At 70.4% G+C, this 24,529-nt stretch carries 12 protein-coding genes and 1 pseudogene; 7 read left to right on the top strand and 6 right to left on the bottom strand.

What is annotated here, in order from left to right; translation table 11 throughout:
- The first annotated feature begins 9 nt into the window (after window positions 1–9).
- The 3 genes from C6A87_RS01630 to C6A87_RS01620 all read left to right on the top strand — a co-directional run bounded on the left by C6A87_RS01630 (window position 10) and on the right by C6A87_RS01620 (window position 3,212).
- The gene (locus C6A87_RS01630; protein WP_311115678.1) at window positions 10–1,938 is read left to right on the top strand and encodes a fumarate reductase/succinate dehydrogenase flavoprotein subunit; all 1,929 of its coding nucleotides are present in this window, start codon (window positions 10–12) and stop codon (window positions 1,936–1,938) included.
- 2 nt (window positions 1,939–1,940) lie between these two features.
- Entirely contained in the window at window positions 1,941–2,693 is a 753-nt protein-coding gene (locus C6A87_RS01625; RefSeq protein ID WP_311115677.1) for a succinate dehydrogenase/fumarate reductase iron-sulfur subunit, read from the top strand.
- Between the two features lie 75 nt (window positions 2,694–2,768).
- Entirely contained in the window at window positions 2,769–3,212 is a 444-nt protein-coding gene (locus C6A87_RS01620; protein ID WP_311115676.1) for a hypothetical protein, read from the top strand.
- A gap of 52 nt (window positions 3,213–3,264) precedes the next feature.
- Here C6A87_RS01620 and C6A87_RS01615 read toward each other — a convergent pair whose 3' ends face one another.
- Window positions 3,265–3,726 (bottom strand): Lrp/AsnC family transcriptional regulator, encoded by a 462-nt coding sequence (locus C6A87_RS01615; RefSeq protein WP_311115675.1) that lies wholly within the window; start codon window positions 3,724–3,726, stop codon window positions 3,265–3,267.
- 93 nt (window positions 3,727–3,819) lie between these two features.
- Between C6A87_RS01615 and C6A87_RS01610 the strand changes: the two genes are divergently transcribed.
- Together C6A87_RS01610 and C6A87_RS01605 are read left to right on the top strand one after the other, a co-directional pair.
- Window positions 3,820–4,317, top strand: a complete 498-nt coding sequence (locus C6A87_RS01610; protein ID WP_311115674.1) for a rhodanese-like domain-containing protein — start codon at window positions 3,820–3,822, stop codon at window positions 4,315–4,317.
- A 30-nt stretch (window positions 4,318–4,347) separates the two neighbouring features.
- Window positions 4,348–4,509: a hypothetical protein gene (locus tag C6A87_RS01605; protein WP_311115673.1), complete on the top strand. Its 162-nt coding sequence runs from the start codon at window positions 4,348–4,350 to the stop codon at window positions 4,507–4,509.
- A 21-nt stretch (window positions 4,510–4,530) separates the two neighbouring features.
- Here the strand turns inward: C6A87_RS01605 and C6A87_RS01600 are convergent, their stop codons facing one another.
- Window positions 4,531–5,034 (bottom strand): flavin reductase family protein, encoded by a 504-nt coding sequence (locus C6A87_RS01600; protein WP_003933894.1) that lies wholly within the window; start codon window positions 5,032–5,034, stop codon window positions 4,531–4,533.
- 170 nt (window positions 5,035–5,204) lie between these two features.
- On the opposite strand from C6A87_RS01600, the gene C6A87_RS01595 reads away from it, so the two are divergent.
- Window positions 5,205–5,861, top strand: coding sequence for a GAP family protein (locus C6A87_RS01595; RefSeq protein ID WP_311115672.1), 657 nt, complete (start codon window positions 5,205–5,207; stop codon window positions 5,859–5,861).
- A gap of 9 nt (window positions 5,862–5,870) precedes the next feature.
- On the opposite strand, the gene pe is transcribed toward C6A87_RS01595, so the two are convergent.
- The 4 genes and pseudogenes from pe to C6A87_RS01575 all read right to left on the bottom strand — a co-directional run bounded on the left by pe (window position 5,871) and on the right by C6A87_RS01575 (window position 13,344).
- Window positions 5,871–6,998 (bottom strand): acyltransferase PE, encoded by a 1,128-nt coding sequence (gene pe / locus C6A87_RS01590; protein ID WP_311115671.1) that lies wholly within the window; start codon window positions 6,996–6,998, stop codon window positions 5,871–5,873.
- A 106-nt stretch (window positions 6,999–7,104) separates the two neighbouring features.
- A pseudogene (locus tag C6A87_RS01585) lies at window positions 7,105–8,828 on the bottom strand (AMP-binding protein).
- A gap of 79 nt (window positions 8,829–8,907) precedes the next feature.
- Window positions 8,908–11,898, bottom strand: a complete 2,991-nt coding sequence (locus C6A87_RS01580; protein ID WP_311115670.1) for an RND family transporter — start codon at window positions 11,896–11,898, stop codon at window positions 8,908–8,910.
- 24 nt (window positions 11,899–11,922) lie between these two features.
- Window positions 11,923–13,344, bottom strand: coding sequence for a condensation domain-containing protein (locus C6A87_RS01575; protein ID WP_311115669.1), 1,422 nt, complete (start codon window positions 13,342–13,344; stop codon window positions 11,923–11,925).
- Between the two features lie 235 nt (window positions 13,345–13,579).
- On the opposite strand from C6A87_RS01575, the gene C6A87_RS01570 reads away from it, so the two are divergent.
- Entirely contained in the window at window positions 13,580–24,523 is a 10,944-nt protein-coding gene (locus C6A87_RS01570) for a type I polyketide synthase (protein WP_311115668.1), read from the top strand.
- Window positions 24,524–24,529: the final 6 nt, after the last annotated feature.

The following is a 24,529-nucleotide window of genomic DNA, read 5'->3' as shown; positions in this document are numbered from 1 at the left end:
CGAGGTTTGATGTCTGACCAGGACGTGGAACGGCATTCCTACGACGTCGTCGTGATCGGTGCCGGTGGCGCAGGACTGCGTGCGGTGATCGAGGCGCGGGAACAGGGTCTGCGGGTCGCGGTGGTGACCAAGTCGCTGTTCGGCAAGGCGCACACCGTGATGGCCGAGGGCGGCTGCGCCGCGGCGATGCGCAACGTCAACACCAAGGACTCGTGGCAGGTGCACTTCGGTGACACCATGCGCGGCGGCAAGTTCCTCAACAACTGGCGGATGGCCGAACTGCACGCCCAGGAGGCCCCGGACCGGGTCTGGGAGCTGGAGACCTACGGCGCGCTGTTCGACCGCACCAAGGACGGCCGCATCAGCCAGCGCAACTTCGGCGGGCACACCTACCCGCGGTTGGCCCACGTCGGTGACCGCACCGGCCTGGAGATCATCCGCACCCTGCAGCAGAAGATCGTGTCGCTGCAGCAGGAGGACAAGAGGGAACTCGGCGACTACGACGCCCGGATCCGGGTGTTCCACGAGTGCTCGATCACCGAGATCATCAAGGACGGCGAGCGGGTCGCCGGTGCGTTCGGGTACTACCGCGAGACCGGCAAATTCGTGCTGTTCGAGGCGCCCGCGATCGTGCTGGCCACCGGCGGCATCGGCAAGTCGTTCAAGGTGTCGTCCAACTCGTGGGAGTACACCGGCGACGGGCATGCGCTCGCGCTGCGCGCCGGCTCAGGCCTGATCAACATGGAGTTCATCCAGTTCCACCCGACCGGCATGGTCTGGCCGCTGTCGGTGAAGGGCATCCTGGTCACCGAGGGTGTGCGCGGCGACGGCGGGGTGCTGAAGAACTCCGAGGGCAAGCGCTTCATGTTCGACTACATCCCCGACGTCTTCAAGGGCCAGTACGCCGAGACCGAGGAAGAGGCAGACAAGTGGCTGGCGGACAACGACTCCGCGCGCCGCACCCCCGACCTGCTGCCCCGCGACGAGGTGGCCCGCGCCATCAACGAAGAGGTGAAGAACGGTCGCGGCACCCCGCACGGCGGGGTGTATCTCGACATCGCGTCCCGGATGCCGGCCGACGAGATCAAGCGCCGGCTGCCCTCGATGTACCACCAGTTCATCGAGCTGGCCGAGGTCGACATCACCAAGGACGAGATGGAGGTCGGCCCGACCTGCCATTACGTGATGGGCGGTATCGAGGTCGACCCCGACAGCGGCGGCGCGGCCACTCCCGGCCTGTTCGCCGCCGGTGAGTGCTCCGGCGGCATGCACGGCTCCAACCGGCTCGGCGGGAACTCACTGTCCGACCTGCTGGTGTTCGGCCGCCGCGCCGGGCTCGGCGCCGCCGACTACGTGCGCTCGCTGCCGCAGCGCCCCGCGGTGTCGGACGCGGCGCTGGAGCGGGCCGAGAAGCTGGCGCTGGCGCCGTTCGAGGTCAAGGACAACGCCGAGAACCCGTACACGCTGCACTCCGAACTTCAGGAGTCGATGAACGAGCTGGCCGGCATCATCCGCAAGGAGAACGAACTCCAGGAAGTCCTGGTCAAGATCGACGAGCTGAAGAAGCGCTACCAGAACGTCGTCGTCGAGGGCGGTCGGATCTTCAACCCGGGCTGGCACCTGGCCATCGACATGCGCAACATGCTGCTGGTCAGCGAGTGCGTGGCCAAGGCCGCGCTGCAGCGCACCGAGAGCCGCGGCGGCCACACCCGCGACGACTACCCGCAGATGGACAACACCTGGCGCAACAGGCTGCTGGTCTGCAAGACCGTCGGCGGTGGAGACGAGCCGGGCGACCCGGTGATCCCGGAGATCTCGGTCGAGGTGGAGCCGCAGCCGCCGATGCGGCCCGATCTGCTCGCCACGTTCGAACTGTCCGAGCTGGAGAAGTACTACACGGCCGAGGAATTGGCCGAGCACCCGCAACGGAAGGGCTGAGAATGGCTGCCTATCAGGGAAAGCTGCGGGTCTGGCGCGGCGACGACACCGGTGGCGGACTCCAGGATTTCACCGTCGAGGTCAACGACGGCGAGGTCGTGCTGGACATCATCCACCGGCTGCAGGCCACTCAGACGCCGGATCTGGCGGTGCGGTGGAACTGCAAGGCCGGCAAGTGCGGATCGTGTTCGGCGGAGATCAACGGCAGGCCCCGGCTGCTGTGCATGACCCGGATGTCGACGTTCGGCGAGGACGAGGTCGTCACCGTCACGCCTCTGCGCACCTTCCCGGTGATGCGCGACCTGGTGACCGACGTGTCGTTCAACTACGAGAAGGCCAGGGAGATCCCGGCGTTCATGCCGCCGAAGGACCTGCAGCCGGGCGAGTACCGGATGGCCCAAGAGGACGTGAACCGCTCGCAGGAGTTCCGCAAGTGCATCGAGTGCTTCCTGTGCCAGAACGTGTGCCACGTGATCCGCGATCATGAGGAGAACAAGGCCGCGTACTCCGGTCCGCGCTATCTGATGCGCCAGGCCGAGTTGGACATGCATCCGCTCGACACGCACGGCCACCGCGCCGAGGAGGCGCAGGAGGACAACGGCCTGGGCTTCTGCAATATCAACAAGTGCTGCACCGAGGTGTGCCCCGAACACATCAAGATCACCGACAACGCGTTGATCCCGATGAAGGAACGTGCCGCCGACCGCAAGTACGACCCGCTGGTGTGGCTGGGCGACAAGCTGTTCCGGCGATGAGCGCTTGCGCGAAGAGCAGATAACCGGCATGAGCGCTTGCGCGAAGAGGAAACAAGCGGCGATGACGTGATCCGCATGAGCGGGCCTGACGACGACCCGTCGCGCGCGGTGGTGCGTTCCCTGCGCACCGAGGACAGTTACGTCGTCGCGGGGTCGGTGGCGACGCAGGGCAGCGCCGCGGTGGCGGGTTCGATCGCGACGGCGGGCAGTGCCGCGGTCGCAGGATCGATCGCGACGGCGGGTAGCGCCGCCGTGGCGGGTTCGATCGCGACGGCGGGCAGCGCGGCCGTCGCACAGTCGATCGCAACGGCGGGCAGCGCGGCCGTCGCCAACTGCATCCTGGTGGTGTTGTCGATCGCGTGCGCCAAATGCCTCGCGTGCCTGGGGTGTATCGGGTGCGTGCGGTGCAAGGCGTGCGTGGGATGTGTCGACTGCGAGGACTGCATCGCCTGCGTGGGGTGCATCAACTGCTCGGGGCTGCACGGCGCGGTCGGTCTGCGCGACGTGCACGCCGCCTGACCGGTGAATCCGGCGCGGAATGCGACACCCAGGGTGCCTGGGCGCGCCCGATTCACTGGGCGGGGCTGAGTCTGCGGCCGGTGAGCGGGCTCGAGTAGACGACGCTGGTGGTGATCGAGCCCAGCGTCGCGATCCGGCCGGTGATGCGTTCCAGGTCGGGCATCGACCGCGCCAGCACCTTGAGGATGAAGCAGTCGTTGCCCGTCACGTGGTGTGCCTCGATCACCTCGGGGGTGACCTCGAGCAGGTCGTGCAGCGGCTTGTAGTTGCCCGACGGATAGGCCAGCCGCACGAACGCCGTGATCGAGTACCCCAGCGCTCCCGCCGACACCGTCGCGGTATAGCCGGTGATCACGCCGAGATCGACCAGCCTGCGCACCCGGTCGGCGGTCGCGCTCGGCGACAGCGACACCGTGCGCGCGAGGTCCGCGGTGCTGATCCGACCGTCGGTCTGCAGTGCCTGCAGAATGGCTTCGTCGGTGCGGTCCAAGGTGATCCGCTGATCGTCAGGCATATCGCCGATACTTCCATCGGATCATCGGCGCCACAGCGGAATCGCCGTGGATGTGCCGTTCCCTCGGCGACGCCGCCGCGCTTCGATGAAGCAATGACCTCACCCACACCGGAGACCTCACCCACACCGGAGACCTCACCCATCCCGGACACCTCGGCCGCCCGCGCATTCTTCGCCGCCCGCCTCGCCTACGAGATCGACGCCGCCGACCTGGTGCTGGCGCGCGCCACCGCGACCCCGCCGATCGTCGTGGACACCCGGTCCAGGGACGCCTGGGACCAGGGCCATCTGCCCGCCGCGCGGCACCTGCCCAACGCCGAACTGCGCGACCGCGCCCGCACCGAACTGCCCGACCTCGACGCCGACATCGTCGTCTACTGCTGGGGGCCGGGCTGCAACGGCGCCACCAAGGCGGCCCACGCACTCAGCGACATGGGCTATCGGCGGGTGCGGGAACTGCTCGGCGGATTCGAGTACTGGGCCAGGGAGGGCCTCGCGGTCGTCACCCCGCACGGGCGTATCCGCCGCCGCACAGACGATCTCACCGCAGTCACAGTACGTAACCAGAATCCGGGAGTACGCTTCGGATAAGCAGCCAACCAACGAGGAAAGGCAGCTCCGATGTCGCTTCGCGAGCCGTACAGCATCAACGACATTCGCACTGCGATCCGTGAACTCAGCGTCCGCGCGGAGTTGGCCCGCAAGGAGGGCCGGTCCGCCGACGCCGCCGAACTCGACCAGCGGGTCACGGGCTACCGGGACGAACTCTCCGCACGTCCCTGACGACGCCCGCGCGGTCTCGAGTCAGGCGCCGAGCCGGCGGAACGTGCTGCGGTGGAAGACGATGGGCGCCACGTCCGGGTGCACCGTGATGTCACTGACGCGCAGCACCACGATGGTGTGATCCCCCGCGGGCACCAGCTGTTCGATGCTGCTCTCCAGCCAGACGCTGGTGCCGTGGATGAACACCGCGCCGCGCTCCGAGGACGCCGTCTCCAACCCGGCGAACCGGTCGCCGGTCTTAGCGGCCAGCGTGCGGGCGGCCGCGTCGTGGGCCTCACCCAGCAGGCTGATACCGAGGTAGGGCAGGTCCACGAGCTTCGGCCAGGTCGTCGACGAATTCTGCACGCAGAACGACACCAGTGGCGGGTCGAGGGAGACCGGCACGAACGTGCTGGCCGCTAGACCGACCCTGGTCCCGTCCACCTCGGCCGCGATCGCGATGACGCCGGACGGGAAATGGCCGAACGCCTCGCGTAGCGAGGTAGGCCCGAACTTGTCCTCCGCGTGGGTTTCTGCGCCGCTCATCGTGCCCATCCTCGCACGTGCCGTGGAACCGCGGCCACGTCCGGGTGGGCCCGCAGCCGGCTCTTCCATGGTTTCTGTCCGCTCAGCGGGAGGATCGGATCGGGCCGGGGTCACGATCATGGTGAACGTAAGTCGTTTTCGGATGCCGCGGCGGTAACGTTTCGCCCATCATGTGGATCCCGCTCCTGGCGATGGCCGTCGCCGTCAGCCTGGAGCCGTTTCGCCTCGGGATGACCGTGCTGATGGTCAACCGGCCGCGGCCGGCGCTGCAACTGCTCGCGCTGCTGACCGGTGGCTTCGCGATGGGCACGGCGGTGGGGTTGGTGACGCTGTTCGTGCTGCGCCCGGCGCTGGGTTCGGCGCACTTCACGCTGCCGCGGGTGCAGATCGTGGTCGGCGCGCTGGTGCTGCTCAACGCCGCGCTGATCGCCGCGGGCCGGTTCGGGGGCGGCGGCGTGTCCGGCTCGCGCTTCGCCCCGCTGATGGGCCGGGCGCGGCGGCTGCTCGACGGCCGGTCGCTGTGGACGGCGGGCGTCGCTGGCCTGGGCCTGGCGTTGCCGTCGCTGGACTACCTGGCCGCGCTGGCGCTGATCGTCGCGTCCGGTGCCGCCGCCGGGGTGCAGTTCGGCGCGCTGATCCTGTTCAACGTGGTGGCGTTCGCGCTGGTGGAGATCCCACTGCTGTGCTACCTGATGGCCCCGGACCGCACCCGCGCGGCGCTGTCGGGGCTGTACGAGTGGATGCGGGCGCAGGGCCGCCGCGGGGCGTCGCTGCTGCTGGCCGCGGTGGGCTGCGTGCTGCTCACGGTCGGGTTCGCCGGGCTGTGACGGATCGGGTTACGGCGGGTTGTTCAGCACGTACTGCAAACCGGACAGCAACTGCGACACCGGGTCCGCGTCGCCGCCGAACGCGGCCTGGGTGGCAGGCGCAGTGACCTCGGCCGGGTCGTAGCCGTTCACCGGGTCGACGGTGATCGGCGCGGTCAACGGGTCGTCGTGGCGCGAGTAGCCCGCGTCCACATACGGTTTGAGCACCCGGTCGAGCTCGATCAGCGTCTCCTGCGGCACCCCGAGGTACTTGAACGGCAGCACCAGCGGAAGGTGCTCCTCGGGGATCAGGTACGTCGTCGTCTTCGCGCCCTTGGAGTTCACGGTGGTCCGGATGTTCTGCGGCGGCACCATGCTCGGCTCGGTGAACGCCACCGCGGTGTGGCCGGTGGCCAGCCCCACGATCGCGTTGGCGACCGAGATCCAGTTGTCCGGCCGGTCCGGCCAGTCGGCGATGCTGTCGTAGGCGGAGACGAACTGGTAGGTGTCGTACTGGCTTTCGACCGGCGCCGGGATCCGGTAGTCCAGCGACGGGACCACGCTGCCGACCGGGAACACCTGGGTCAGAAAGCTCTCGCCGAACGCGTGCCGGGCCACCGGATCGCCGTACATCGCGAAGCTCAGCTGGTCCGGCGGCGGGGCGGCCGGGTCGTAGGCCAGCCGGGCCTGGACGTCGTTGAGCACCATCGCGCCCTCGGACAGGCCGATCGCGGTGCCGGGCCCGCCCTGCCGGATCGCCGTGATGGTGTCGGGGGAGCCGACGTCGACCGACTCGCCGACGCTGGGCCCGTCGATGCCGAGCCCGGGGAACGAGTCGTCGAGCCTGCCGATGCCCGGGAACAGCCGCTCCAGGGTGTGGCCTTGTACCTGCCCGGCCGGGTAGTCGACGATCTGCCGGTCCAGTCCCGGGAACCAGTCCGCGCCGGTGCGCATGATGTATTCGTCGTACGGGATGCCGAGCACGTGCGCGCCGCCGAGGGCGTAGGCCCGGCCCGGCGTGCCGATCGGTGGACCGTCGGTGTCGGCCGGGGGCGGTGCGGGCGGCGAGATCTCGTCGGCGGCGGCGACGCCGAACCCGAGACAGCCTGCGGCGCCCAGTGTCGTCAGCGCAGTGCCGAATGCGACCAGCCGCTTCATGCTCTCCCCTGCCCGCTTGACTGCACTGCTGCGAACCTTACCCGTTCGGCCGCCCGCCGGAGTGAAAGCCGAACCCGCGCACCGGTAGCGGCCGCGCCCGGAAGGCTCAGGCGTCCAACCGGACGAACTGGTCCTGCCGGTACTGCTCTGCGCAGGCGGCGCGGCGGATCTTGCCGCTCGTCGTGGTCGGGATCGACCCTGACGGCACCAGCACCAGATCGGCGACGCTGAGGCCGTGCGCGTTCGATATCGCCGCGGTCACCTCGGTCTTGACCTCGCCGAACCGGCGCGTCGCGTGCTCGTCCGGGGCGCCCGGTGGTTTCAGCTCGATCACCGTGACCAGTTCCTCGGTGCTGCGCACCGGGACCGCGATCGCGGCCACCCGGCCGCGGGTGATCGCCTGCACGGTGGCCTCGATGTCCTCGGGGTAGTGGTTGCGTCCACGGATGATCAGCAGGTCCTTGATCCGGCCCACGATGAACAACCCGCCGTCGTGCACGAAACCGAGATCCCCGGTGCGCAGCCAAGGCCCGGTCGCGGTGCCGGGTGACGGCTCGGCCAGCGTCGCGCCGAAGGTCTGCTGCTCGGCAGGCGGTTTCCGCCAGTAGCCGTCGGCGACGTTGTCACCGTGCACCCAGATCTCGCCGATCGCGTCGGGCGGGCACTCCCGGCAGGTCGCGGTGTCGACGATCCGCAGCGACGGAGCGTCCGGCACCCGGTACCTGACCAGCGCGGTGACCGTCCCGGCGGCCACACCACGCCCGGGTGCGCAGGGCCGGACCCGGCCCTCCCCCAGTTCGGCGGCGTCGAAGTAGGCCGCAGGCTCGGCCTCGTTCCAGGTGCTCGTCGCGACGAACACCGTCGCCTCGGCCAGACCGTAGGCGGGCCGCATCATGTGGTCGCGGAAGTTGAAGTGCGCGAAGCGATCCACGAAGCGATGCAGGGTGGCCGGCGCGACCCGCTCGGCGCCGCTGATGATGCCCACCACCTCGCCGAGGTCCAGTCCGGCCAGATCGTCGTCGCTGGTCTTCCGGGCGGCCAGGTCGAACGCGAAGTTCGGCGCCGACGACCACGCGTGCGGGTTCTCCGCCAGCGCGCGCACCCAGCGGGCCGCTCCAGGAACGCGACCGGGCTGGTCAGCTGCGCGCGCCTGCCGCACAGGATCGGCGCGCACACGCCGAGCACCAGGCCCATGTCGTGGTAGAAGGGCAGCCACGACACCAGCGTGGCCTCCGGCGGCAGCGGGGACTCGGCGAAGAAGCTGCGCATCAGCTGTTCGAAGTTCACCGTGAGATTGCGGTGCGAGATCATCACGCCGGTCGGCCTGCGGGTCGAGCCGGAGCTGTACTGCAGGTAGGCGATCTCCGGGATATCCACCGGGGCAAGCGTTTCCGTGCCCGGCGCGTCCAGGTCGAGGGTGTCGATCGCGATCATCTGCGGCGTGGTGTCCAGGTGGGACCGGGCCAGGTGGTCCTCGACGTCCCCGGCGACCGCCGACGTGGTGAGCACGACGGCCGGTTCGGTGTCGGCGAGGATCGGGGCGAGCCGGTCCAATCCGGAACCCCGGGGCGGCAACGGCAACGGCACCGCCACGAGCCCCGCCTGCATGGCGCCCAGGAACGCCAGGATGTACTCCAGGCCCTGCGGGGCCAGGATCACCGCGCGGTCACCGACGTTGCCGTGCTGCCGGATCCGCGCGGCCACGGCCATGGTCCGACGGGCCAGCTGCGACCACGTCAGGCTCTCGGGGACCCCGGCCGGGTCGAGCAGGTAGTCGGTGAACGTGAACGCGGTGTCGTCGGGACGCATCCCGGCGCGGCCGTGCAGCATCGACAGGATCGACGGGGTCGACGGGGACGACGAGGTCACGACGGGTCCGCGGCCGGCACGTGTCGTAGTTTCACACACCTCACCCATGCGCGCCGACCCGGTCCGGGCGGGGTTCGGTCACCGTCGACGGCCACCAGTTCGCGCGCCCCACCAGCGCGGCGATCGCCGGCACCGTGATGGTGCGGACGACGAAGGTGTCCAACAGAATTCCGACCCCGATCACGAAACCGCCCTGGATCACGATGCCGATGCTGGCGAACAGCAGCCCGGCCATCGACGCGGCGAAGATCAGCCCCGCGGCGGTGATCACCCCGCCGGTGGAACCCAGTGTGCGGATCACCCCGAACCGCACGCTGTGCGGGGACTCGTCGCGCAGCCGGGACACGAACAGCATGTTGTAGTCGGCGCCGACCGCGACCAGCACCACGAACGCCAACGGTGGCACGCTCCAGTGCAATTCCTGGCCGAGCAGCATCTGGAACACCAGCACGCCGATGCCGATCGCGGCGAAGTAGGACAGCACCACCGAACCGACGAGGTACAGCGGGGCGATCACCGACCGCAGCAGCAGCGCCAGCGTCAGCAGTACCACGATGAGCGTGACGATGATGATGAACCGGATGTCGCGTTCGTAGTAGTCGCGGGTGTCGCGCAGCGAGGCCGGGAACCCACCCATCGAGATCGTCGCCTCGGCCAGGGTGGTGTTCGGCTGGGCCCCTTCGGCGATGTCGGCGATCGTGTTGACCTGGTCCATCGCCTCGGGACTGAACGGGTTCAGCTTGGTCTGCACCAGGTACCGCACCGAGTGTCCGTCCGGCGAGATGAACGCCTCGGCGGCCTTCTGGAACTCGACCGCGCCCAGCACCTCGGCCGGGATGTTGAACCCGGCCATCGACGACGCCGCCGCGTCGTTGCGCATCGTCAACAGGAACGTCGAGGCCTGGTCGAGCCCGGCGGCCATCACCTTGATCTGCTCGACGAGTTCGTCGACCCCGCCCGCGACCTGGCGGCTGCCGCCGGCCAGCCGGTCGGCACCTTGGCGGACGTCACGCAGACCGGCTTGCGCGCCGCCGGGGGAATCCAGGCCCAGGTCGTCGACGGCCTTGACGATGTCGGTCATCGCCGCGTTCAACGTCTTGACCGTCTGGTTCAGCGACTGCGTGTCGTTGACCCCCTCCAGATCGCCGGCCAGCGTGTTGATCCGCTCCAGCCGTCCGTCCTCGCGCGCGTCCATCAGCCGCTCGAACTGCATCCGGGTGTTCACGCAGGACGGGTTCGCGTCACAGACCGCGTTGCCGTGCAATGCCGTCAGGACCGGGCCGATCCAGCCGAACATGTCGCGCACCGCGCGAAAATTGATGCCCATCGACAGGCCGAGCTCGTTGACGCTCTGCACCAGCTTGGCCGCGGTCTCGACGTCGCGCACCAGTCTGTCCCCGCCGTATTCGACGCGCACCCTGGTGACCGCGTCCAGCAGGGTCTGCAGGCTCGGCGCGATCTCGTTGACCTTGACGCGCACGTCGCCGAGGGTGTCGGCCAGTGTGGTGGCGCCGTCGGCGAGCGTGTCCAGATCCTCGGTGCGCTCGCCGATCTGCGCGGACCCGGCGGCCAGCCGGTCACCGACGATGCCGGCCTGGAAGGTGGCCCGGAACTCCGCGGGCACCTCGCCCAGCGGCCGCGTCACTCCGCTGACCAGTGCGATGTCCGGCAGCTGCGCGATGCGCGAGGCCATCTGCTCCAGATCGGCCAGTGCCTGTGGGCTGCGCAGGTCGCGCGGCGACTGCACCAGGATGTACTGCGGGATCGACTGGCTGATCGGGAAATGCCGTTCCAGCGCGGCGTAACCGACCGAACTCGGCGCCGACGCCGACACCGCCTTGCGGTCGTCGTAGTTGAACTGCGCGAAGATCGCGCAGCTCGCCAGCAGCAGCAGCACCAGCACGCTGGCCACCAGATGCGGCACCGGCCTGCGCACGATGCGGATACCCGACCGCCGCCAGAACCGGGAGGTCAGTTCGCGGCGCGGTTTGACCCAGCCGCGCGGGCCGGCCAGCACCAGGATCGCGGGCAGCAGCGTCATCCCGGCCAGGTAGGCGACGCCGATGCCGATCGCCGCGGACACCCCGATCGTCTTGAACACCCCCATCTCGGCGAAGTTCATGACGAGGAACGTGATGCCCACGGTCGCCGCGGACGCGGTGATGACCTTGCCGATTGAGATGATCGCCGACTTCACCGCCCGGTCGAAGTCCGCGCCCGCGCGCAGATAGTCGTGGTAGCGGCTGATCATGAACACCGCGTAATCGGTTCCGGCACCGGCCATGATCGCGCTGAGGAACACGATGGACTGATTGGAGACACCCGCCCCGGTCAGCTCCGAGTAGGCGGCCACCACCCCCTGGGCGATCAGCAATCCCGACCCGATGGTGACCAGCGGCAGCAGCATGGTCACCGCGCTGCGGTACACCAGCAGCAGCACGCCGAGCACCAGCACCGCGATCGCGATCTCGATGGGCAGGCGGTCCTGTTCACCGGCGACGGTGAGGTCGGCGACGGTGGCCGCCGGCCCGGTCAGATACACCTCCAGCGGGCCGTCGCCGACGTTGTGCTTGACGACGTCGGCGACCCGGTTGAAGGAGTCGAAGGCCCGCGGGGTGCCCAGCTCGCCCTCCAGGCTGACCGGCAGCACCCAGGTGGTCTTGTCCTCGCTGGTCAGGAACTGCCGCAGCTGCGGGGTGCCGACGAAGTCCTGGACCGACACCACATCGGTGACGTTGTCGCGCAACGCGTCCACCACGTCGCGGTAGGTGACCTCGTCGTCGGGTCGCAGCCCGCCCTCGTTGATGAACGCGACGACGAGCAGGTTGTCCGAGCCCGGTTCCTGGAACGCGTCGGCCATCCGGGTCGCCGTCACGCTCGACGGCGCGTCGGCGGGCAGGATGACCAGCGGATGCTTCTCGGCCATCTCGCCGAGGGACGGGAACGACAGCGGAAGGGCGAGCGCCAGCGCCACCCAGACGCCGATCACCGCCCAGGGCCACCGCACCACAACATCGGCTAGCCGTCGCATATCGCCCTCACCCCCGCCGCCACGTTAAGCGACGCGGCCCCAGTTCCCGGTGTCGGCGACCTGTGCGCACACGGTCCTCATCGCGGACATGTAGCGCACCACCGACTTTCTGGCGACCGCATTGTCCGGATGCATGATCGCCATCGCCGTGCCTTCGCCGTAGCGGAAGATGTACACGGTGAGCTGATACGAGAACCGGCCGTCCGGATAGATGCCGATGTTGTTGGCCAGGCCCATGTCGGCGGCGGCGAGGATGGCGTTGAGCGGGGCGGCGCCGCCGTGCAGGAAGTTCGACACCGGAAAGTTCGGCTGCGGCCACTTCAGCCACGGCGCGAGTTCCAGCACCCGGTAGTACGGCACCTTGGCCATGAACAGGTTCGAGTCGAACGCGGTCTGCGCCGACCACGCGGCGTCGGCGAACGACGCCGCACCGATCGGGATGGTGATCGGGATCAGCCCGGTGAACCAGCCCTGGGTCATGAAATTGTCGCCCGCAGTGCGTGAATCCCGCGGTGTCAGGCCGTAATACGTCAGCGCGCCCGTCAGCTCGTGTTCCACCTGGGCCATGCAGGCGAACAGGCCGCCGACGAACCGGGTGCCCGCCGCGGCGCAGGCGGCTTCGAAGCGTTCGGTCTGGGCGGTGTCCAGCAGCATCTCGGAGGTCATGTTGCTGCGGGTCGCTTCGTGCGGGCTGCCCAGCGGGAGCGGGAACTCGGGAAAGCCGCCGCTGTTGTTCTCGGCGAAATCGATCCAGGCCTGCACCTCCGGCGAATCCGCGGTCAACGCCGCGGTGTGCTCGCGTTCGCGCACGCAGAAGTCGTCGAAGCTGCCGGCGTCGGGAAGTGTCAGCGCCTGCCCGCCCCCGCTGAGCGCCGAATACATGCCGTTGGCCTCCAGCATCGTGGTGCCGATCAGCGTGGCGTCGCCGTGCACGTGGTCCATCGCGGCGAAGAACGTGAAGTGGCCGTCATTCTGGATCACGCCGAACGTGAAGCAGCCCCATTCCAGCGGGGTCGGGATGTCCACCACGTGCCCGCGGATCTGCTCGACCGTCATGGTGCCGTGGTCGACCGGCACGAACTCGATGTCGGCCGGGTCCTCGAGGGCGTGCCGGACGAAGCCGCCGTCCTCTCCGGGGGCGAACCAGCTGCGGAAAGTGTCGTGCCTGCGCAGGTACGCGTTCACCGCGTGGTCCATCGCCGCGACGTCGCAGTGACCGGCCACCTCGCAGCTGGCGATGATCTGGCGGGAGAACGTCAGGCCCTCGGCCGTCCGCTCGCAGAAATTGCGCAGATGCTGGCCCTGCATGTAACTCACCGGAACGGGGCTGCGCGGCGCCCGCCGCGCCTTGTCCACCGCCTCGGCGGTGGGATGCCACGACGTCACCGTGCCCGGGCTGAGCGACCATTCGTCAAGTGCGCCAACCGTGATCTTGCCGATGCGCAAAACCTGACCCTCCCGAACTTCCCCGCCCCACCGCTCACAGGAGCGGCATCGGCCATTGCCGCAACAACATACTCCGGGACGGGCCGCCGTTGCCGTGCGTCGGCGATATCCCCTGTCGGCAACACCCACACGCGGCGGTCCCCCGTGCCATAGTGTCCGACAGGGGAAGTAGATCATCAGGCGCGACAGTTGTCCCGCGGGGTCGCATTCCCCGTCGAGGCAAGGAGGTCACCGCATGGGATCCGGCGAGCAACCGAACGGACCGGCCCCGCGGTTCGCGATCATCGGCTATGCCGCACGGTTCCCGGGCGCTGCGGATGCCGACGGGTACTGGGACGTGCTGCGCGAGGGCCGCGACGCGATCTCCGAGGTGCCGGAAGACCGCTGGGACGTCGACGATTTCTTCGACGCGGAACCCGGGGTGCCCGGCAAGGTGGTCACCCGCCGCGCCGGATTCGTCGACGACGTGACCGGTTTCGACGCGCCGTTCTTCGGCATGTCGACGCGCGAGGTCAGATTGATGGACCCGCAGCACCGCCTGCTGCTGGAGACGGCGTGGCGCGCGGTGGAGCATTCCGGCACCGCGCCGACCTCGCTGGCCAACAGCAACACCGGCGTCTTCGTCGGGCTGTCCACCCATGACTACCTCGGGATGGCCTCCGACGAGCTGACCTATCCCGAGATCGAGGCCTACATGGCCATCGGGACGTCCAACGCGGCCGCGGCGGGCCGGATCAGCTACCGGCTGGGCCTGCAGGGCCCCGCGGTCGCCGTGGACACGGCGTGCAGTTCGTCGCTGGTGGCCATCCATCAGGCGTGCCAGGCGCTGCAGCTCGGCGAGTGCGACATGGCGCTGGCCGGCGGCGCCAACGTGCTGCTCACCCCGGCGACCATGATCACGTTCTCCAGCGCGCACATGCTCGCGCCCGACGGGCGGTGCAAGACGTTCGACGCCGCCGCCGACGGCTACGTGCGCGGCGAGGGATGCGGCGTCATCGTGATCAAGCGGCTGGAGGACGCGGTCGCCGACGGCGACCGGATCCGGGCCGTGATCCGCGGCAGCGCGGTCAACCAGGACGGCGCGTCCGGCGGCCTGACGGTACCCAACGGCGTTGCGCAGCAGCAGGTTATCGCCGCCGCGCTGCGCCGGGCCGGGGTCGCACCCGCCGATGTCGGCTACCTGGAGGCACACGGCACCGGGACCTCACTGGGCGACCCGATCGAGGTTCAGGCCGCGGGCGCGGCGCTCGGTGCCGGACGCGAGCCCGGGCAGCCGCTGCTGATCGGCTCGGCCAAGACGAACATCGGGCACCTGGAGGCGGCCGCAGGCATCGCCGGCGTGCTCAAGGTGGTGCTCGCGCTGGAACACGCGACGCTGCCCAGGCACCTCAACTTCGAGAAGCCGTCGCCGCACATCCCGTGGGACCGGCTCGCCGTGAAGGTGGTCCAGGAGACGACACCCTGGGAGCGCAACGGCAGGCCCCGCATCGCCGGTGTCAGCTCGTTCGGTTTCGCCGGGACCAACGCGCACGTCATCCTCGAGGAGGCGCCCGAACCCGCCGAGGCACCACGGGCCGCCGACGCGGATCCGGTGCCGAGGTTCGACCTGCTGCCGCTGTCGGCGCGCACGCCCGCGGCGCTGACACAGCTGGCCGGCCGGTACCGCGACTGGCTGCACGCCCACCCCGAGGCCACGCTGGCCGACGTCTGCCTGACCGCCGGCGTCGGCCGGGCCCACCTGGAGCACCGCGCGGCGGTGGTGGCCGACACCCGGGAATCCGCGGTCGAGCTGCTCGGCGCGCTGGCCGACGACCGCCCGGCCCCCGGCCTGGTCCGCGGCGAATCCTACGAAGCCCCGAAGACCGCGTGGCTGTTCACCGGTCAGGGCAGCCAGTACCCCGGCATGGCCCGCGAGCTCTTCGACACCGAACCCGTGTTCGCCGACACTGTCCGCCGGTGCGCCGACGCGATCGCCGACGTGCTCGAAAAGCCGCTGCTCGACGTGATTTTCGACATCGACATCCCGGACGCCGAGGAGACCCTGCGCCAGACCGCGTACGCGCAACCCGCGCTGTTCGCCGTGGAGATGGGCCTGGCCCGGTTGTGGCAGTCCTGGGGCTTCGAGCCCGACGTGGTGCTCGGCCACAGCGTCGGCCAGTACTCCGCGGCGTGCGTCGCGGGCGTGTTCAGCCTGACCGACGGGGCCAGGCTGATGGCCGAGCGCGGCCGGCTGTTCGGCAGCCTGCCTGCGGGCGGGCGGATGGTCGCGGCGTTCACCACCGCCGAGCGGGCAGAAGCGGTGGCCGACGGCTTCCCGAGCCTGTCGGTGGCCGCCTACAACGGCACCAACACCGTATTTTCCGGTCCGGCAGCCGATCTGGAGCGGGCCGTGGCCGTCCTCGCGGCCGACGGCGTGCGCTGCGACTGGCTGGACACCAGCCACGCGTTCCACTCTGCGCTGCTGGACCCGATCCTCGACGAGTTCGAGGCCTACGCACAGCAGTTCACGTTCGCCGCCCCGCAGCGGATCCTGGTCGACAACCGCACCGGCGCCGCGCTGGGCCGCAGCGTGAAGCTCGACGGCCCCTACTGGCGCAGGCACGCCCGGCAACCGGTGGAGTTCGCCAAGAGCGTGCGCACCCTGGCCGAGCTGAACTGCAAGCTGCTGCTGGAGATCGGGCCGCGTCCGGTGCTGACCGCCGCGGCGCTCGGGGCCTGGCCCGACCCTGCCGCCACCCCTCGGGTGGTCGCCTCGCTGCGTCGCAACATCGCCGACCACCGCCAGATCACCGAGGCACTCGCCGACGCGTACGTGCTGGGCCACGTCCCGGAATTCACCGCGCTGCGGCGGGCGCACGCGCGCAAGCTCGACCTGCCCACCTATCCGTTCGAGCACCGTCAGTACTGGTTCACCGACCACCGGGACGGCGCCGCATCACCACAGCCCACGGCGGCACGCACCGAGGCCGTCCGGCTCCTGGAGGACGGCCGGATCGAAGAGCTGGCGACGCTACTGGACGGCCCCGGCCGCGGCGACCACACCGTCGATGTGCTCAACAGGCTTGCCGCACAGCACAATCAGCAGCGCGCCGGTCAGTCCGTGGCCGGTGACCGCTACCAGATCCGGTGGGAGCAGAGCACCGTCACACCCGCCCGGTCCGCGGGCGGCTGGATCCTCGTCGGCGACGACAACGCGGCGGTGCGTCCGCTGCTCGACGTGCTGTCCGCGCACGGGCACCGGCACCAGATGGTCGGGCTGCCGATGTCGGAGGCGGACGAGATCAAACTCGCCGACATGCTGCGCACCGCTGCCACCGACGATCCGGAGCTGCGCATCCTGCACGTCGCGGCGCTGGACTCCGACACCACACCGTCGATGCGGTCGCTGCTGCGGATGCAGCACCGCATCCTGGGTGGCACCCGCCGCCTGTTCCGCGCCGCGGCCGCCGCGCAACTGCGCACCCCGATCTGGCTGGTGACCCGCGGCGCGCAGCATGTCGTCGACTCCGACACCCTCGCACCCGATCAGAGCGCACTGTGGGGATTCGGCCGGGCCGCGGCGCTGGAGCTCCCCCACCTGTGGGGCGGTCTGGTCGACCTGTCCACATGCACCACCGAGGAGTGGACCGGAATGCTCGACCGGCTGGCCGTCCCCGGCCCGGCGGTCCGGGAAGACCAGGTGGCGCTGCGCGACCAGACTGCCTACGTGCCCCGGTTGGTCCGCCGGACGGGGGCGCCGAACCGGGACCCGCTGCAACTACGCGGCGACGCCACGTATCTGGTGACCGGTGGGCTCGGCGCGATCGGCCTGGAGATCGCCGGCCACCTGGCCGCCCATGGCGCCGGACACCTGGTGCTGACCAGCCGGCGCGCACCGAGCGAAGCCGCGCAGCAGCGGATCGACGCGCTGCGCGAACAGCACAGCTGCGAGATCCGGGTCTCGGCCACCGACGTCGCCGACGCCCATGCCGTGGCCCGGCTGCTGGCCGAGGTGGCCACGGAGATGCCGCCGCTGGCCGGCATCGTGCACGCCGCCGGCGAGATCGGCACCACCGCGCTGACCGAGCTGGACGACGCCGAGGTGGACCGGGTCTTCGCCGGAAAGGTCTGGGGCGCCTGGCATCTGAGCGAGGCCGCGGCGGACCTGCCACTGGACTTCTTCGTCAGCACCTCCTCGATCGCGTCAGTGTGGGGCGGGTTCGGTCAGACCGCCTACGGCGCGGCGAACGCGTTCCTCGACGGAATGTCCTGGCGCTTGCGCGAACTGGGCATCCAGGGCTTCAGCGTCAACTTCGGCCCGTGGTCGGCGGGAATGGCCGACGCGCAGTCCCGGGACCGGCTGGACCAGCGCGGCATCCGGACGCTGTCGCCGGCCGACGCGCTGGCGGGGCTGGCCGACGCGACCACCTCGTCCGACGCCGCCCAGGCGGTGGTGGCGCGCATCGACTGGGCCCGGTTCCTGCCGCTCTACCAGCAGACAGGACGGCGCGGACTGCTGGCCGAACTCGACCGCGAGGTGCCCGACACCGCCCCGGTCACCACCCCGTCGGGCACCACCGCGCTGGTCGACCGGCTCACCGAAGCCCCTGTCCAGCAACGCCGGAAGCTGCTGACCGACTACCTGCGCGACGCGGTCGCCGAGATCACCCGCGTCGACTCCGCCGAGATCCGCGAGGACGCCGGGTTCTTCGACCTCGGCATGGATTCGCTGATGGCCGTCGAACTGCGCCGGCGGATCGAACAGGGCGTGGGCAAGGAGATTCCCGCGACGCTGGCGATGGACCATCCCCGGCTCTCCGACGTGGCCGACTACCTTCTGGGCGAGGTGCTCGGGCTGGCCGAGCAGGCCGCCCCCGCACGCCCGGCGGTATCGGTGATGACCCGCACCGACGATCCGATCGCGATCGTCGCGGTGTCCTGCCGGTTCCCCGGCGCGCCCGACCCGGAGGCCTTCTGGGAGGTGCTGGCCGGCGGTGTCGACACGATCCGGGAGGTCCCGGAGGACCGGTTCGACATCGACGAGTTCTACGATCCCGACCCCGACGCCGCAGGCAAGACCTACACCCGCTTCGGCGGATTCCTGGACGGCATCGACGGATTCGACCCCGAGTTCTTCGGTATCTCCCCGCGCGAGGCGGTCTGGATCGAGCCGCAGCAGCGGCTGATGCTCGAAACCGTGTGGGAGGGCCTGGAACGCGCCGGGTACGCCCCGGCCACGCTGCGCGGCAGTCGGACCGGCGTGTTCGTCGGTGTGGCCGCCAACGAGTACGCGCACCTACTGTCGTCGGAGTCGATCGACAAGATCGAGCCGCACTTCATCACCGGCAACGCGCTCAACGCGATCTCCGGCCGGGTGGCGTTCGCGCTGGGGCTGGAAGGCCCGGCGGTGGCCGTGGACACCGCGTGCAGCTCGGCGCTGGTGTCGGTGCACCAGGCCTGTCAGGCGCTGCAGTCCGGCGACTGCGACATGGCGCTGGCCGGTGGGGTGAACGTGCTGCTGAGCCCGGTGACGGTGGTCGCCGCGTCCCGCGCCCGGATGCTGTCCCCGGTCGGGCGGTGCAAGACCTTCGACGCGTCCGCCGACGGCTACGTCCGCTCCGAGGGCTGCGGCATCCTGGTGCTCAAGCGGCTGAGCGACGCCGAGCGCGACGGCGACCGGATCTGCGCGGTCATCCCGGCCAGCGCGGTCAACCAGGACGGCGCCTCCAGCGGCCTGACCGTCCCCAACGGCGGTGCACAGCAACGGCTCATCGGCACCGCGCTGGCGCGCGCCGGGCTGACCGGCGGCGACGTCGACTACCTGGAGGCGCACGGCACCGGCACCCCGCTGGGCGACCCGATCGAGGTCCAGGCCGCCGCGGCCGCCTACGGCGGTTCCCGCGACGCCGACCGGCCGCTGCTGATGGGTTCGGTCAAGAGCAACATCGGCCACCTCGAATCCGCCTCCGGCGCAGCCGGTCTGATCAAGGTGGTGCTGTCCCTGCAGCACGAGATGCTGCCCAAGAGCCTGCACTTCGACAACCCGTCACCGCACATCCCGTGGGACTCACTGCCGGTGCGGGTCGTCGACGAGGCGAGACCGTGGCGCAGCAACGGGCGTCCGCGCAGGGCCGGCGTGAGCTCCTTCGGGTTCACCGGCACGAACGCCCACGTGATCGTCGAGGAGGCACCGGCGCGGCCCGCGCCCGTCACCGACGGGGACACCGGTACCGAACCCTGCGCCGGCGAGCAGCCGGTGCACGTGCTGCCGCTGTCGGCGCGGTCACCGGAAGCGCTGATGGCGCTGGCGCAGCGCTACCAGGACTGGTTGACCGCCCGGCCCGAAGCCGACCTGTCCGAGGTGTGCCTGACCGCGGGCACCGGCCGCTCGCACTTCGAGCACCGCGCCGCGCTGGTGGTGGATACGGTCGACTCGGCCCGCCAGGGTCTGGCCGAGCTGGCCGAGAACCGGCTGCGGCCCGGCGTGCTCCGCGGCGAGCACGTGAACCGTCCCACCACGGCGTGGCTGTTCACCGGGCAGGGCAGCCAGTACCCGGGGATGGCGCGCGAATTGTTCGACACCGAACCGGTTTTCGCCGAGACGGTGAAGCAGTGCGCCGAGGCGGTCGAAGACCTGCTTCCGCTGCCGCTGACCGACGTCGTGTTCGCCACCGACCGGGAGACCGCAGGCAAGGCCGGAGAACGTCTGCGGCACACCGGGTTCGCGCAGCCCGCGCTGTTCGCCGTCGAGATGGGCCTGGCGCGGCTGTGGCAGTCGTGGGGCGTCGAACCCGACGTGGTCCTCGGCCACAGCGTGGGCCAGTACGCCGCGGCGTGCGTAGCCGGGGTGTTCAGCCTCGAAGACGGCGCGCGGCTGATGGCCGAGCGCGGCCGGATGTTCGGCAGCCTGCCCGAGGGCGGCCGGATGGTGGCGGTGTTCACCGACGCCAAACTCGTCGAACAACTCGCCGCCGAACAGCCACGGGTGTCGGTGGCCGCCTACAACGGGCCCAACACCGTGCTCTCCGGTCCCGGCGACGAGCTCGAAGCGCTCGTCGGCCGGTTCGCCGAGGACGGGATCCGCTGCACCTGGCTGGAGACCAGCCACGCGTTCCACTCCGAACTGCTCGACCCGGTGCTCGACGAGTTCGAGGCCTACGCCGCGCAGCTGGCGTATGCGACGCCGACCGTGCCGCTGGTGTGCAACCGCACCGGGGCGGTGCTGACCGCCCAGACCCCGCTCGACGCCGCGTACTGGCGCAAACATTCACGCCAACCGGTGCAGTTTGCCGAGAGCGTCCGCACCGTGGCCGCGCTCGGTTGCACGGTGCTGATGGAGATCGGGCCGCAGCCGGTACTGACCGGCGCCGCGGTGCAGGTCTGGCCGGAACACCTCGCCGCCCCGCGGGCGATCGTGTCGCTCCGCAAGGGCATCGGCGACCGGCGCCAGATCGCCGACGCGCTGGCCGGGGCCTACGTCGGCGGCCACCGGCCCGACTTCGCCGCGCTGCACGGCAGGCCGGGCAGCCGGCTGGTCCTGCCCACCTATCCGTTCCAGCGCCGCCGGTTCTGGCCCAAGACCTCCGGCATGGCGATGGACGGCGGAATGGGCTCGACGGGGCCCACCTCCGGCATCCTCGGCGGCGGCAAGGACCTGGCGTCCGGCGAGATCGTCTACACCAGCCGGATTTCCGTCAAGTCGCAGCCGTGGCTTGCCGACCACGTCATCTACGGCACCGTCGTGGTCCCCGGTGCGACGTACGCCGCGATGGCGCTGGCCGCGGTCGGCACCCCGGCACACGCCGACGACGTCTTCTTCTACGAGCCGATCATCCTGCCCGAGAAGAGTTCCCGCGAGGTCCAGCTGACCCTGCGGCCGCTGTCCGAAGGCGGCTCGTGGAAGTTCCAGGTGCACAGCCGGCCCTACGGGGTGCGCGACGCCGAATGGGCGCTCAACGCCGAGGGCAGCGTGCTGTCCGGCGCCGGGGACGCCACGGCGGGCTCCGACGAGCCGGTCGACGAGGCGATCGAGCGGCTGGAGCGGATGCGTCCCCAGGACCTGTTCGAGACCTTCGCCGACCTGGAGCTGGCCTGGGGGCCGACCTGGTCGGGATCGTTGAAGGCGCTGTGGCTCGGCGACGGTGAGGCGATCGGCGACATCCTCGTCGGCGCGGAGCTGGCCGAGCAGCTGGCCACCGAGCCGATGCACCCCGTGCTGATGGACCTGTGCACCGGCGTCGCGTTCCCCGCGTTCCCGGCACTGCTGGCCGCCGAACAGGGGATCAACGACCTGTTCCTGCCGCTGCGGTACGGGCAGGTGATGCTGCGGGACAAGATGCCGCGACGGTTCTACTGCCGCGCACGCTGGCACGCCGCGCCGCTGGACAGCGAAACCCAGGTGTTCGACCTCGATTTCGTCGACCGCGACGGCCGCCTGCTCGGCGGCATCCGCGAGTTCACCGTCAAACGCGCCCCCCGCGAGGCGCTGCTGCGCGGGCTCGGCGGCGATGCGACCCGGCTGCTCTACACGTTGGGCTGGCACGAGGCCCCTGCCCGCGACGACGCGGCGCCGACACCCGACGGCACCTGGCTGGTCGCCGGGTTCGACGAGCTGGCCGCCGCCCTGCCCGGCGCGATCGGAGTGCAGCGCGGCGACACCGAACCGCTCGGTGACGTGCTGGCCCACGCCCACGATCGGGGCGTGCCGTTCGCCGGTGTCGTCTGGCGCGCCGTCCCGCAGGGCGGTGACGGCTCGGACGCCGAGGTCGCCGCGCGGATCGAGGCCGAGATCGGTCATCTGCTCAGCGCCGTGCACACCGTCCAGAAGGGCGCCGTGAAGCTGCCCGGCGGACTGTGGATCGTCACCGACCGGGGCGTGGCCTGCGAATCGGGCGAGCCGGTCGACCCCGTGCAGGCCGCACTGTGGGGCTTCGGCCGCACCGCCGCCAACGAGGAGCCCGGGCTGGGCTGCCGGCTGGTGGACTGCGACGACTCACCGGAGTCGGCACGCATGCTGGCCGGCCTGCTGGCCGCGCCGCTCGACGAGCCGGAAGTCGCACTGCGCCAAGGCAAGACGCTGGCCTCCCGGTTGCTGCCGTGGGCGCGCAGCGGACACCTCACCGTGCCGCGCTCGGCCGACTTCGTGCTGGCGCCCACCGAACGCGGCGCCATCGACAACCTGCGGCTGACCGAGACGGAGGTGGCGGCGCCACCCGAGGGTTACGTGCAGGTCCGGGTGGAGGCCGCGGGCCTGAACTTCCGCGACGTGCTCAACGTGCTGGGCCTGTACCCGGGCGACCCCGGGCCGATCGGCGGCGACTTCGCCGGCACGGTGACCCATCTGGGTGACGGCGTCGCCGGGCTCGAGGTCGGGCAACGCGTCTACGGGTTCATGCAGGGCGCGTTCGCCAGCCGGTTCAACGTGCCGGCCCAGCTGCTCGCACCGATTCCCGACGGCGTCAGCGCGGTGGAGGCCGCGACCATCCCGGCCGCGGCGCTGACCACCCGGCTGGCGTTCGACTGGGCGCAGGTGAAACCCGGTGACCGGGTGCTCATCCACGCCGCCAGCGGCGGCGTCGGGCTGGCCGCCATCCAGATGGCCCAGCAGCACGGCGCGACGGTGTTCGCGACGGCGAGCACCTACAAGAGGGCGACGCTGCGCGCGATGGGGGTGCAGTACGTGTACGACTCGCGCACCACCGATTTCGCCGACCAGATCCTGGCCGACACCGACGGTGCGGGCGTGGACGTGGTGCTCAACAGCCTGACCAACGACGGGTTCGTCGACGCGACCGTCCGGGCGACCGCTCGCAACGGCCGGTTCGCCGAGATCGCCAAGCGCGACATCTGGACACCGGAGCAGATGGCGGCGGTGCGTCCCGACATCGCCTACGAGATCGTCGCGCTGGACGTCACCACGCTGCAGGACCCGGAACGCATCCGGAGCCTGCTGACCGAGGTGTCCGACGGCCTCGGCCGCGGCGAGTGGAAGCCGCTGCCCGCCGAGGTCTATCCGCTCACCGAGGCCAGGGCCGCGTTCCGGCGCATGCAGCAGGCCCGGCACATCGGCAAGATCGTGTGCCAGATCCCCGAACCGCTGCAGCCGCGGGCCGACCGCAGCTACCTGATCACCGGTGGTCTGGGCGCGATCGGTCTGCACACCGCGGCGTACCTGGCCCACCTCGGCGCCGGGGACATCGTGTTGACCGGCAGGAACGAGCCCGGCGCGGACGCCCGGCAGGTGATCGACGAGATCTCCGAACGGCACAAGTGCCGGGTGCACGTGTTCACCGCCGACGTCGGCGACGAGGCCGAGGTGGCGACGCTGCTGGAGCGCATCCGCCGGGAGTTGCCGCCGCTGGCCGGTGTGGCGCACCTGGCGGGGGTGCTCGACGACGCGCTGCTGTCCCAGCAGGATCTGGACCGGTTCCGGAAGACGCTGGCGCCCAAGGCGTTCGGCGCCGATCACCTGGACCGCCTGACCCGCGACGACGACCTGGACTTCTTCCTGGTGTCCTCGTCGGTGTCCAGCCTGTTCGGCTCCCCCGGTCAGGCCAACTATGCGACGGCCAACGCGTTCCTCGACGGTCTGGTCGCCCGGCGCAGAGCGCAGGGCCTGCCCGCCACCGGAGTGAACTTCGGGCCGTGGGGCCGCGGCGGTATGGCCTCTTCCGACGCGGCGACGGCCAACATCACCGCCCAGGGCCTGATCCCGCTGGAACCGTCGGCCGCGCTGGGCGCCCTCGCCGAGGTGGTCGCCAACGGCACCGGCCAAGCAGCCGTGATCAAGGCCAACTGGCAGCGCGCGGCCAAGGTGCTGGGCAGCTCGCGACCGCCGATCCTGGACCTGGTGTTGCCGCGGCCCGAAGGCGAGATCACCGGCGACAGCGAACTGCTGCGGCAGCTGCAGGAGATCCCGGTGGCCCAGCGCGCCGGGTTCGTGACCGAGTTCCTGCAACGCGAGGTGCAGAACTTCCTGCGGCTGGCCCAACCGCCTGCGGCGTCGAGCCGTTTCCTGGATCTGGGCACCGACTCGCTGATGGCGATCGAGCTGCGCAACCGGCTGCACAGTCAGTTCGGCGGCGCGTTCACGATCAACGCCACCGCGGTGTTCGACTACCCGACCCTCGGCGGCCTGGCCGAGTACCTGGTGGGTCAGCTGCCCGATGCTGAGAGCGAGCCGGCACCGCCGCAGGACTGAGAGATG

The organism is Mycobacterium sp. ITM-2016-00317 (genome assembly GCF_002968295.1).
GTDB lineage: Bacteria > Actinomycetota > Actinomycetes > Mycobacteriales > Mycobacteriaceae > Mycobacterium.
Note: the sequence above shows the minus strand (reverse complement) of the source record. Positions and strands in the feature narration are given on the sequence as shown.

Coding starts and splice junctions, on each gene's coding strand:
- C6A87_RS01625 (WP_311115677.1), top strand. CDS start 1,941: ATGGCTGCCTATCAGGGAAAGCTGCGGGTCTGGCGCGGCGACGACACC.
- C6A87_RS01630 (WP_311115678.1), top strand. CDS start 10: ATGTCTGACCAGGACGTGGAACGGCATTCCTACGACGTCGTCGTGATC.
- C6A87_RS01615 (WP_311115675.1), bottom strand. CDS start 3,726: ATGCCTGACGATCAGCGGATCACCTTGGACCGCACCGACGAAGCCATT.
- C6A87_RS01605 (WP_311115673.1), top strand. CDS start 4,348: ATGTCGCTTCGCGAGCCGTACAGCATCAACGACATTCGCACTGCGATC.
- C6A87_RS01580 (WP_311115670.1), bottom strand. CDS start 11,898: ATGCGACGGCTAGCCGATGTTGTGGTGCGGTGGCCCTGGGCGGTGATC.
- C6A87_RS01595 (WP_311115672.1), top strand. CDS start 5,205: ATGTGGATCCCGCTCCTGGCGATGGCCGTCGCCGTCAGCCTGGAGCCG.
- C6A87_RS01600 (WP_003933894.1), bottom strand. CDS start 5,034: ATGAGCGGCGCAGAAACCCACGCGGAGGACAAGTTCGGGCCTACCTCG.
- C6A87_RS01610 (WP_311115674.1), top strand. CDS start 3,820: ATGACCTCACCCACACCGGAGACCTCACCCACACCGGAGACCTCACCC.
- pe (WP_311115671.1), bottom strand. CDS start 6,998: ATGAAGCGGCTGGTCGCATTCGGCACTGCGCTGACGACACTGGGCGCC.
- C6A87_RS01620 (WP_311115676.1), top strand. CDS start 2,769: ATGAGCGGGCCTGACGACGACCCGTCGCGCGCGGTGGTGCGTTCCCTG.
- C6A87_RS01570 (WP_311115668.1), top strand. CDS start 13,580: ATGGGATCCGGCGAGCAACCGAACGGACCGGCCCCGCGGTTCGCGATC.